10 protein-coding genes, 12 tRNA genes and 1 rRNA gene are annotated in these 9,961 nt (G+C 38.3%); 21 read left to right on the forward strand and 2 right to left on the reverse strand.

Annotated features, from left to right (window positions below; all coding sequences use genetic code 11):
- The first annotated feature begins 60 nt into the window (after positions 1-60).
- Positions 61-1,023: a UV DNA damage repair endonuclease UvsE gene (gene uvsE, locus DN389_RS25245; RefSeq protein WP_060486422.1), complete on the forward strand. Its 963-nt coding sequence runs from the start codon at positions 61-63 to the stop codon at positions 1,021-1,023.
- Here uvsE and DN389_RS25250 read toward each other — a convergent pair.
- Positions 1,016-1,588 carry a rhomboid family intramembrane serine protease gene (locus DN389_RS25250; RefSeq protein WP_060486423.1) on the reverse strand — a complete coding sequence of 191 codons (573 nt, stop codon included), beginning with the start codon at positions 1,586-1,588 and terminating at the stop codon, positions 1,016-1,018. The genes uvsE and DN389_RS25250 overlap by 8 nt on opposite strands.
- A 92-nt stretch (positions 1,589-1,680) precedes the next feature.
- Between DN389_RS25250 and acpS the strand changes: the two genes are divergently transcribed.
- The 6 genes from acpS (at position 1,681) to DN389_RS25280 (ending at position 7,624) form a co-directional block, all read left to right on the forward strand.
- Positions 1,681-2,040 (forward strand): holo-ACP synthase, encoded by a 360-nt coding sequence (gene acpS / locus DN389_RS25255; protein WP_000635044.1) that lies wholly within the window; start codon positions 1,681-1,683, stop codon positions 2,038-2,040.
- Positions 2,041-2,196: 156 nt separating this feature from the next.
- Positions 2,197-3,147, forward strand: a complete 951-nt coding sequence (locus tag DN389_RS25260) for a LolA family protein (RefSeq protein WP_002096914.1) — start codon at positions 2,197-2,199, stop codon at positions 3,145-3,147.
- A 118-nt stretch (positions 3,148-3,265) separates the two neighbouring features.
- Positions 3,266-4,435 carry an alanine racemase gene (alr, locus tag DN389_RS25265; protein WP_098189271.1) on the forward strand — a complete coding sequence of 390 codons (1,170 nt, stop codon included), beginning with the start codon at positions 3,266-3,268 and terminating at the stop codon, positions 4,433-4,435.
- 309 nt (positions 4,436-4,744) lie between these two features.
- The gene (locus tag DN389_RS25270; protein ID WP_000004570.1) at positions 4,745-5,032 is read left to right on the forward strand and encodes an antitoxin EndoAI; all 288 of its coding nucleotides are present in this window, start codon (positions 4,745-4,747) and stop codon (positions 5,030-5,032) included.
- Positions 5,033-5,036: 4 nt separating this feature from the next.
- A complete protein-coding gene (gene ndoA / locus DN389_RS25275; protein ID WP_000635963.1) occupies positions 5,037-5,387 on the forward strand; it encodes a type II toxin-antitoxin system endoribonuclease NdoA in 351 nt (116 codons plus the stop codon).
- Between the two features lie 68 nt (positions 5,388-5,455).
- The gene (locus DN389_RS25280; RefSeq protein WP_000426249.1) at positions 5,456-7,624 is read left to right on the forward strand and encodes a Tex family protein; all 2,169 of its coding nucleotides are present in this window, start codon (positions 5,456-5,458) and stop codon (positions 7,622-7,624) included.
- Positions 7,625-7,681: 57 nt separating this feature from the next.
- On the opposite strand, the gene cmpA is transcribed toward DN389_RS25280, so the two are convergent.
- A complete protein-coding gene (cmpA, locus tag DN389_RS25285) occupies positions 7,682-7,798 on the reverse strand; it encodes a cortex morphogenetic protein CmpA (RefSeq protein WP_001143642.1) in 117 nt (38 codons plus the stop codon).
- 195 nt (positions 7,799-7,993) lie between these two features.
- Here cmpA and DN389_RS25290 point away from each other — a divergent pair, with 195 nt between their 5' ends.
- The 14 genes from DN389_RS25290 to DN389_RS25355 all read left to right on the forward strand — a co-directional run.
- On the forward strand, positions 7,994-8,452 hold the full coding sequence (locus DN389_RS25290; protein ID WP_000344252.1) for a SprT family protein: 459 nt from the start codon (positions 7,994-7,996) through the stop codon (positions 8,450-8,452).
- 114 nt (positions 8,453-8,566) lie between these two features.
- Positions 8,567-8,641 (forward strand) — tRNA-Asn (locus DN389_RS25295).
- Between the two features lie 3 nt (positions 8,642-8,644).
- A tRNA-Ser gene (locus DN389_RS25300) sits at positions 8,645-8,735 on the forward strand.
- Positions 8,736-8,743: 8 nt separating this feature from the next.
- Positions 8,744-8,818 (forward strand) — tRNA-Glu (locus DN389_RS25305).
- 4 nt (positions 8,819-8,822) lie between these two features.
- Positions 8,823-8,898, forward strand: a tRNA-Val gene (locus DN389_RS25310).
- Between the two features lie 24 nt (positions 8,899-8,922).
- Positions 8,923-8,999 (forward strand) — tRNA-Met (locus DN389_RS25315).
- Between the two features lie 3 nt (positions 9,000-9,002).
- A tRNA-Asp gene (locus tag DN389_RS25320) sits at positions 9,003-9,078 on the forward strand.
- Positions 9,079-9,165: 87 nt separating this feature from the next.
- Positions 9,166-9,240: transfer RNA gene (locus DN389_RS25325), tRNA-Gln, on the forward strand.
- Between the two features lie 5 nt (positions 9,241-9,245).
- Positions 9,246-9,318, forward strand: a tRNA-Lys gene (locus tag DN389_RS25330).
- A 16-nt stretch (positions 9,319-9,334) separates the two neighbouring features.
- Positions 9,335-9,417: transfer RNA gene (locus DN389_RS25335), tRNA-Leu, on the forward strand.
- 97 nt (positions 9,418-9,514) lie between these two features.
- Positions 9,515-9,591 (forward strand) — tRNA-Arg (locus DN389_RS25340).
- 3 nt (positions 9,592-9,594) lie between these two features.
- A tRNA-Pro gene (locus DN389_RS25345) sits at positions 9,595-9,671 on the forward strand.
- A 1-nt stretch (position 9,672) separates the two neighbouring features.
- Positions 9,673-9,743 (forward strand) — tRNA-Gly (locus DN389_RS25350).
- A 77-nt stretch (positions 9,744-9,820) separates the two neighbouring features.
- Positions 9,821-9,961, forward strand: a 16S ribosomal RNA gene (locus DN389_RS25355); the annotation flags it as partial.

The following is a 9,961-nucleotide window of genomic DNA, read 5'->3' on the forward strand; positions in this document are numbered from 1 at the left end:
TTTTTTTATTTCTGTAATTGTACATACTACATAATAACTTGTGTAGAAAAGAGGTGCTACATGCTTGTAAGACTTGGATATGTTGCGATGAGTGTACATTTAAAGAATGCATCTCCATCTCAAACGATGACATATGCGCAGTTTCAACGAATTGGTGATCGAGAGGCTGCAATTCGTAAACTCGAAAGAATTGCTAATTCGAATTTAGAAAATTGTTTACGGTTATTAAAGCATAATAAAGGGCATGACATATCTTTCTTTCGGCTTAGTTCCAAGCTTGTTCCTTTAGCGAATCATGAGGAGTTATTAGAGTGGAACTATATTCGCCCCTTAAAAGAAAATTTAAAAGTACTAGGTGATTACGCTATTCGAATGAACATGCGTATTGATTTTCATCCAGATCATTTCGTTGTGCTGAATTCACCTGAGAAGAATATTTTTAAACAATCTGTAAAGACATTGCAGATGCATAAAAAATTATTAAAAGGTATGGGAATTGAACATAAGCAACGATGCGTATTACATGTGGGTGGAGGTTATAAAGATAAGGAACTCGCATTAGAACGCTTTATAGAAAATTGGTCAAGTGTTCCAAGGAGTATCCAAGAGATGGTCATATTAGAAAATGATGATACGACCTTTTCTTTAGAAGAAACATTGTATTTAGGTGAAAAATTAGATATTCCAGTCGTGTTTGATTTGCATCACCATATGATGAATAATGATCGAGAAGATTGGCATGAAGATTGGGCGCGTGTTGTACATACGTGGGAATCGTCTTTGTTACCAGTGAAAATGCACATTTCTAGTCCTAGAGAGGGAAAAGACCCGAGAGCGCATGCGGACTTTATTGATGTAGATACTTTTTTATCTTTTTTAAAAAAGATAAAGGGAAGTGTTCCGCAAATTGATTGTATGATTGAAGCGAAGAAGAAGGATGAGTCTTTATTTCAACTAATGAGAGATTTAAGTAAACAAACAGATGTAGAAATTGTCGATGGTGCGAGCTTTTATATTAAATAAGCTCTGCACCATCGAATTTTTTTGTTAATAAAGGAGTGAAAATACCACCAATAATCAATCCTGTTAAATGGCTTATAGGGTTAGCGGAGGGATTGAAGAAAGTGAATAGTAGTAATATACATATCATGATTGAAAAAATAGCAATGTCTCTTGGATTGGAAGAACGATATCGACTATACAATAGAAATAATTGTGCACCTAGCAATCCGAAAATACCACCAGATGCCCCGGCATGAATATATTCAAGAGGCATAATGAGATAAGAAGAAATATTTCCAAGAATTCCAGAAAGGAAAAAAATAATGATGAAAGAAAAGTGCCCTAGTTGTTTTTCAATAGAAGAGCCAAGCACAAATAAACAAATACTATTAGAAAGGAAATGTTGTAAGTCTACATGTACAAGTAAGGAAGTTATGAGACGCCACCATTCTCCTTTAGCGATATATTCATTGTAGGATGCCATGGGAAAGAGAAGAAAGTCGCCTAACATAATCATGACTAATTGTATGAGAAGTAAAGCGATGACGATTGGTTGTAAGGAAATGCGGGCAGAAGGTATTAGCATGTTGTGAGTATCACTCCTTTTGCATCAGAAAGATTCTCTGTTATTCTTACAATATGAAAAAAGAAAGCTAAATAGAAGAAGGGGATTTTGAAATGATTGTAGGGATTGGAATCGATATTATTGAATTGAATCGAATTGAAAAAATGCTAGATGGAAAACTTAAATTTATGGAGCGTATTTTAACTGAAAGTGAACGTAATGTTGCTAAGGAGCTGAAGGGAAGTCGCCTTACAGAGTTTGTAGCTGGAAGATTTGCAGCGAAAGAGGCGTATTCAAAAGCGGTAGGAACTGGTATTGGAAAAGAAGTAAGTTTTTTAGATATTGAAGTAAGGAATGATGATAGAGGTAAGCCGATTCTCGTTACAAGTACAGAGCATATTGTTCATTTATCAATTAGTCATAGTAAGGAATTTGCTGTTGCTCAAGTTGTTTTAGAAAGCTCGTCACGCTAGTCTGCATATTTTATATCTTTGTCTCATATATTTGATGTAGCGATAAGGAAGGTACATCTTCCATTCATTTATAGGGGCAAAGGGGCTGAAGTGATGAAAAGGCGTCTGTTTTTAGTTCTTGTCGGTTTATTAACCGTTTTTGTGTTGGCGGGTTGTATGGAAAAGAAACAAGATGATGTTGTGAGAGATTTAGAGGCGAAAGTAAAAGGGATGAAAAGTTATCAAGCTGAAGCAAAATTATCTATTAAAACAGGGAATGAGCCTCAGGAGTACAAGGTAGAAATATGGCATAAGGAACCTTCTTTTTATCGTGTGAATTTGCAGAATGCGAAAAAAGATCAAAGCCAAATTATTTTAAGAAATGAAGAAGGGGTATTTGTATTAACGCCAGCACTTAATAAGAGTTTCCGTTTCCAAAGTGATTGGCCGCAAAATAGTAGCCAGGCTTATTTATATGAATCCCTTGTGAGAGATATTTTGCAGGATAAGAAAAACCTTACTTTTGAAAAAACAGATAAGTATTATATTTTTAAAACAAAAACAAACTATCAACATCAAAACATGTTGCCGAAACAAGAGATTACATTGAAGAAAAGTGATTTAACACCAGTTTCGGTGAAGTTAATGGATAATGATCAAAATGTTCTTGTGAAAGTAGATTTCTCAAAAGTGAAATTTGATGCGAAATTTGATAAAGGTGCATTTGATACGAAACAAAATATGTCTAGAGCGCAAGTAGATGTTCAAACAACAGCGAAAGAAGACAAACCATTTGCTATTTTGTATCCGCGTGATACGCCGCAAGGTATGGTTTTGAAAGATGAAAAAGAGTTGAAGACAGACAGTGGCAAGCGTGCGATACTCACATACACTGGAAGTAAGAAATCCTTTACTTTGATACAAGAAAAGGCAAAAGTTGCAGAGGCTTCGTCAGCGATAAGTGTGAGCGGAGAATTGGTTGATCTTGGCTTTACAATTGGGGCATTGACGAAAGATTCTTTAACGTGGTCGCATAACGGAGTAGAATATATGCTCGTGTCTAAAGGTTTAGAGCCGAAGGAGCTATTAATGGTTGCTCGTTCAGTTACAGAGAAGCAAGTGAAGTAAACTTCTTAGACGTGGTGATATATGTGCACCACGTCTTTTCTTAGTTTGAAGGGTGGATTTCATAAAAGAAGCATATAAAAGAATAAGCTTCGCATATCGTGTATAAGGAAGTGTATTTATGGAAGAAGCACCATTTTACCGTGACACTTGGGTGGAAGTGGATTTAGATGCGATCTATAACAATATTACACACATTAAAGATTTCATTCCAAGTGATGTAGAGATTTTTGCTGTAGTCAAGGCGAATGCATATGGACACGATTATGTACCGGTAGCTAAAACGGCATTAGAAGCAGGGGCGACAAGGTTAGCGGTTGCCTTTTTAGATGAAGCTCTAGTGCTTCGAAGGGCTGGTATTACTATGCCGATTTTAGTGTTAGGTCCTTCCCCGCCTCGTGATGTCAATGTAGCTGCTGAAAATGATGTAGCATTAACTGTTTTTCAAAAAGAATGGGTGGATGAAGCGATCAAACTTTGGGATGGTTCATCTACAATGAAATACCACATTAATTTCGATAGCGGTATGGGAAGAATTGGAATACGCGAACGGAAAGAATTAAAAGGGTTTTTAAAAAGTTTAGAAGGTGCGCCATTTTTAGAACTAGAAGGAGTTTATACACATTTTGCAACAGCGGATGAGGTGGAGACTTCTTACTTTGATAAGCAATATAACACATTTTTGCAGCAGTTAAGTTGGTTGAAAGAGTTTGGAGTGGATCCTAAGTTTGTCCATACAGCTAATAGTGCTGCAACGCTACGTTTTCAAGGGATTACATTTAATGCAGTACGAATTGGCATTGCGATGTATGGGTTATCTCCGTCTGTAGAAATACGCCCTTTTTTACCGTTTAAATTAGAACCAGCGCTATCACTGCATACGAAAGTTGCTCATATTAAACAGGTGATTAAAGGGGATGGGATTAGTTATAACGTCACTTACCGAACGAAAACGGAAGAATGGATTGCAACTGTTGCGATTGGATATGCAGATGGATGGCTTAGAAGATTACAAGGGTTCGAAGTGCTTATAAATGGTAAAAGGGTACCGATTGTAGGTCGAGTAACAATGGATCAATTCATGATACACCTTCCTTGTGAAGTGCCGCTTGGTACGAAAGTTACACTCATTGGAAAACAAGGTGATGAGTATATTAGTGCTACTGAGGTTGCTGAATATTCTGGGACTATTAATTATGAAATTATTGCAACGATAAGCTTCCGAGTGCCGAGAATATTCATACGGCACGGCAAGGTTGTAGAAGTAATCAATTATTTGAACAATATATAGAAGGTAGTATGGTTTGCTTCTTGTCATTTGAGAGGACTGTTCATTGGTTAAGAATAAGCTCATTTTTGATGAGAAGCTTTTTACTTATCATTACTTTTAACATAATTTAACGTGAATTTTGCTGGGAAACTCTTTTGTTTCTTGTTTGTAATAAGATAAAAATAAAAGAATATGAATGTTTTGTTTGTGAATTGGAAAACATAAGCAAGGAATAAGGAAGTCTTTGCAACAGGCTCCATACAATGGTATTATTACAATAGGTGTCATATATATATTTGGGTGTGTAGTTGACGGTGGAGGTGTATTTTTGTGTCCGAATCAAGTGTAACTACTGAAATCGTGGTTCGGTTGCCAAAGCAAATGGTAACGGAATTGGACGGAATTGGAAAACAAGAGAATAAGAATCGCCATGAACTAATTTGCCAGGCAACACAACTGTTATTGCGTCAACATAAGACGAAGAAACGCTACCAACATGAATCAATGCGACGTGGGTACATTGAAATGGGAAAAATTAATCTTGGTATTGCATCGGAAGCTTTCTTAGCAGAGTATGAAGCAGCTCATACAGTAGAACGCTTAGTTAGCGGGGGGTAATATTTTGATTGTAAAACGCGGCGACGTGTATTTTGCAGACCTTTCCCCAGTTGTTGGTTCTGAGCAAGGAGGCGTTCGTCCGGTTCTTGTCATTCAAAATGACATCGGAAATCGTTTTAGTCCAACGGTGATTGTAGCGGCTATTACTGCACAGATTCAAAAAGCTAAATTACCCACTCATGTGGAAATTGATGCGAAAAAGTACGGTTTTGAGAGAGATTCTGTTATTTTACTTGAGCAGATTCGAACAATCGATAAGCAGCGCTTAACGGACAAAATCACTCACTTAGATGAAGTGATGATGATTCGTGTAGATGAAGCGCTACAAATTAGTTTAGGACTAATAGATTTTTAAATCGGCAGTTTAAGTTGCTCTCTTTACAGGGCAACTTTTTTTTATTATAGAGGAGGTTACGGTTGTATATGGAAATGGTAGATAATCGACAAGCGTTAATGAAAATGTTAGTGAAGGAATTAGGCTTTACCGAAAAGCAAGTTCGTCATGTTATTCAATTAACAGAAGAAGGTAACACAGTTCCATTTATTGCTCGTTACCGAAAAGAATGGACAGGCTCTTTAGATGAAGTGCAAATTCGTACAATTTTAGAGAGATGGCAATATATGATGCAGCTTGAAGATAGGAAAGAAGAGGTTCTTCGTCTTATTGATGAGAAGGGGAAACTGACAGGAGAGTTACGTCAGCAAATTGTTAAAGCTGTAAAGTTGCAAGAAGTAGAAGATTTATATCGTCCATATAAAGAGAAAAGAAGAACGAAAGCAACGATTGCAAAAGAAAAAGGACTAGAGCCGTTAGCTGAATGGTTATTGTTATATAAGAAAGAAGATCCAAATCAGAAGGCAGTGGAGTTTATTAACGCAGAGAAAGAAGTGCAATCTGCAGAAGAAGCATTACAAGGTGCCCAAGACATTATTGCAGAAATCGTTTCAGATGAAGCAGCTTATCGTAGTTGGATTCGGAATGTTACTTTTAGAAAAGGTGTTATGTCTTCGTCCGTAAAAGATGAAGAGAAAGATGAAAAGAATATATATGAAATGTATTACAGTTATGAAGAACCGTTGCAGAAAGTAGTACCGCATCGTGTATTAGCGATGAATCGCGGTGAGAAAGAAGATATATTGAGAGTTTCTGTTGTTCCACCAGTAGATGAGATAGTAACTTTCTTATATAAGAGAGTAATTCGTGATAACGATTCTAAAAGTGCACATTATGTAAAGTTAGCAATTGAGGATGGTTATAAACGATTAATTCAATCCTCCATTGAAAGAGAGATTCGAAAAGAATTAACAGAAACAGCTGAGGAACAAGCGATACATATTTTCTCTGAGAACTTACGTAATTTGTTATTACAACCTCCAATGAAAGGAAAGGTTGTGTTAGCTGTAGATCCTGCATATAGAACTGGTTGTAAATTAGCTGTTGTAGATGATACGGGGAAGGTTCTATATATTGATGTTATTTATCCGCATCCACCTGTTCGTAAATATGAAGATGCAAAAACGAAAGTCCTTTCTATTATAGATAAATATCAAGTTGAAATGATTGCGATTGGGAATGGTACAGCTTCTAGAGAATCGGAAGAATTTATAGTTGATGTATTACAAAATGTGAAACAAGAAGTCTTCTATATTATTGTGAACGAAGCTGGTGCGAGTGTGTATTCGGCCTCTGATTTAGCTCGTGAGGAATTTCCGAATTTACAGGTTGAAGAAAGAAGTGCTGTTTCTATTGGGAGACGTCTGCAAGATCCACTTGCTGAACTTGTGAAGATTGATCCTAAATCAGTTGGGGTTGGACAATACCAACATGATGTATCTCAAAAGAGGTTGAATGAATCATTAACATTTGTAGTAGAGACGGCAGTTAACCAAGTTGGTGTGAATGTAAATACAGCTTCAGTTGCGTTATTGCAATATGTTTCGGGTTTATCGAAAACTGTTGCGAAAAATATTGTGGCAAAGCGTGAAGAAGAAGGGAAATTTACAAAACGAACAGACTTAAAGAAAATACCGCGTCTAGGTGCGAAGACATATGAACAATGCATAGGTTTCTTACGTATATTAGAAGGGGCAAATCCGTTAGATCGAACGGGTATTCATCCAGAACAATATAAAAATGTTGAATTGTTATTGAAGAGTCTAGGGTTATCAAAAGATGACGTAGGGCAATTGCAATTACAAAAGAGCTTAGAAGAAGTGGAGATTTCTAAGTTATCGCAAGAAACGGGAGTTGGGGAGCCAACATTAGTTGATATTATAGATGCGCTCATTAGTCCAGAGCGAGACATGAGGGATGAGTTGCCTAAACCGCTTCTGAAAAAAGGGATTTTGAAATTAGAAGATTTAAAACGTGGTATGGAACTGGAAGGAACAGTTCGTAACGTTGTTGATTTTGGTGCTTTTGTTGATGTAGGTGTAAAACAAGATGGTTTAGTACATATTTCTAAACTAAGCAAACAGTATGTGAAGCATCCGTTAGATATTGTATCTGTCGGACAAATCGTCAAGGTATGGGTAGATGATATTGATACGAAAAAAGGTCGCGTTGCACTATCCATGTTGCCGATTGAATAGTAAGAGAAGAGAGCAGATGAAACTGCTCTTTTTTTATGGGATAAAACGTGTAATGGATTATGAGCTTTGATGTATTTTGCTATAATAAAACCAGCATTCATTTAGTAATTTAATTTGATACCGGTTTTTTTCAAAATATGCGCGTTGCATTTGTTTTTTTAGCCACGTAGGCATAGGAATCCCTCCTTGTTTAATCCTACTCTCAAAAATGTAAGGTACTATTGATGAGAGGTTGGTGAGTGGATTTCTATTTATGCTATATTTTTAGAAACCACGCTTCTTGAATGAGGATGGGTATATGTACTATTTAATATATGTATAAGGGAGGAGAAAAGTGTAAAAATATTTTTTAGTTTAGGAGGAATGAGAGTGGATGAGCAAGAAATACAGCGTCTGGTGGAAGAAGTATCACTACAATACTTCGGAATGCCATTTTTACATAGAGCTATGTTCAATAGTAGGTTGCGTACAACTGGTGGACGTTATCTATTGAATACACACAACATTGAACTGAATTATCGGTATTACGAAATGTATGGGAAAGAAGAGTTAGTCGGAATCATTAAACATGAGCTTTGTCATTATCACTTACATATTACAGGAAGGGGCTATAAGCACCGGGATAGAGATTTTCGTGAATTGTTAAAAGAAGTTGATGCGCCACGCTTCTGTAAACGAATAATTAATGAAGAGAAGGAAAAAAAGGTTTATACGTATGAATGTATGGGCTGTTTGCTTCAATATGTAAGAAGACGTCAAATAAATACAAAAAGATATGTCTGCGGAAAGTGTAAAGGGAAACTGAACCTGATAAAGAAAACATCTTGACAGTGAAAACGCAATCCAGTATATTATAAACATGTCACGTTTGTACAAGATGTTGAGAAAAAACATCTTGACTTACGATAAGAAATTTTATAAGATACAAATTGTCTTTATTATTCCGCAGTAGCTCAGTGGTAGAGCTATCGGCTGTTAACCGATCGGTCGTAGGTTCGAGTCCTACCTGCGGAGCCATACAGAGAAGTACCCAAGTGGCTCAAGGGGCTCCCCTGCTAAGGGAGTAGATCGCTAACGCGGTGCGAGGGTTCGAATCCCTTCTTCTCTGCCATACATACTGGCCCGTTGGTCAAGTGGTTAAGACACCGCCCTTTCACGGCGGTAACACGGGTTCGAATCCCGTACGGGTCACCACTTCGGAGGATTAGCTCAGCTGGGAGAGCACCTGCCTTACAAGCAGGGGGTCGGCGGTTCGATCCCGTCATCCTCCACCATATAAATTATATAAATAGTATCATCGCGGGGTGGAGCAGCACGGTAGCTCGTCGGGCTCATAACCCGAAGGTCGCAGGTTCAAATCCTGTCCCCGCAACCAAATGGTCCCGTGGTGTAGTGGTTAACATGCCTGCCTGTCACGCAGGAGATCGCCGGTTCGACCCCGGTCGGGACCGCCATTTTAACTTCTGCTATTTGGCAGTTGTTTTTTATTGGACATTATGTTACAATAACATTTGTCTTTGGAAAGAAGATAAATATTTCGATGGGCTATAGCCAAGCGGTAAGGCAACGGACTTTGACTCCGTCATGCGCTGGTTCGAATCCAGCTAGCCCAGCCATTTACGAGCCATTAGCTCAGTTGGTAGAGCATCTGACTTTTAATCAGAGGGTCGAAGGTTCGAATCCTTCATGGCTCACTTTTGTTTTTTCCGCGCGGTCGTGGCGGAACGGCAGACGCGCTAGGTTGAGGGCCTAGTGGGGGAAACCCCGTGGAGGTTCAAGTCCTCTCGGCCGCATCAAAAAATCTTTTTAAAAAGTACTTGCATTTGAAAATGTAGTATGATAAGATAATTGAGTCGCCAAAATACAACGACGAAAAAACATCATGAATAAGCGCCCGTAGCTCAATTGGATAGAGCGTTTGACTACGGATCAAGAGGTTAGGGGTTCGACTCCTCTCGGGCGCGCCATAACGGGAAGTGGCTCAGCTTGGTAGAGCACCTGGTTTGGGACCAGGGGGTCGCAGGTTCAAATCCTGTCTTCCCGACCACGCGGGTGTAGTTTAGTGGTAAAACAAGAGCCTTCCAAGCTCTGGTCGAGAGTTCGATTCTCTTCACCCGCTTTTAGTTCTTTGAAAACTGAACGAAACAAACAACGTGAAACGTCAATTTTTATTTTTAGATGCTAGACAAACTAACTTTATTGGAGAGTTTGATCCTGGCTCAGGATGAACGCTGGCGGCGTGCCTAATACATGCAAGTCGAGCGAATGGATTGAGAGCTTGCTCTCAAGAAGTTAGCGGCGGACGGGTGAGTAACACGTGGGTAACCTGCCCATAAG

The sequence above is a fragment of the Bacillus sp. AY3-1 genome (assembly GCF_008368785.1).
GTDB lineage: Bacteria > Bacillota > Bacilli > Bacillales > Bacillaceae_G > Bacillus_A > Bacillus_A wiedmannii.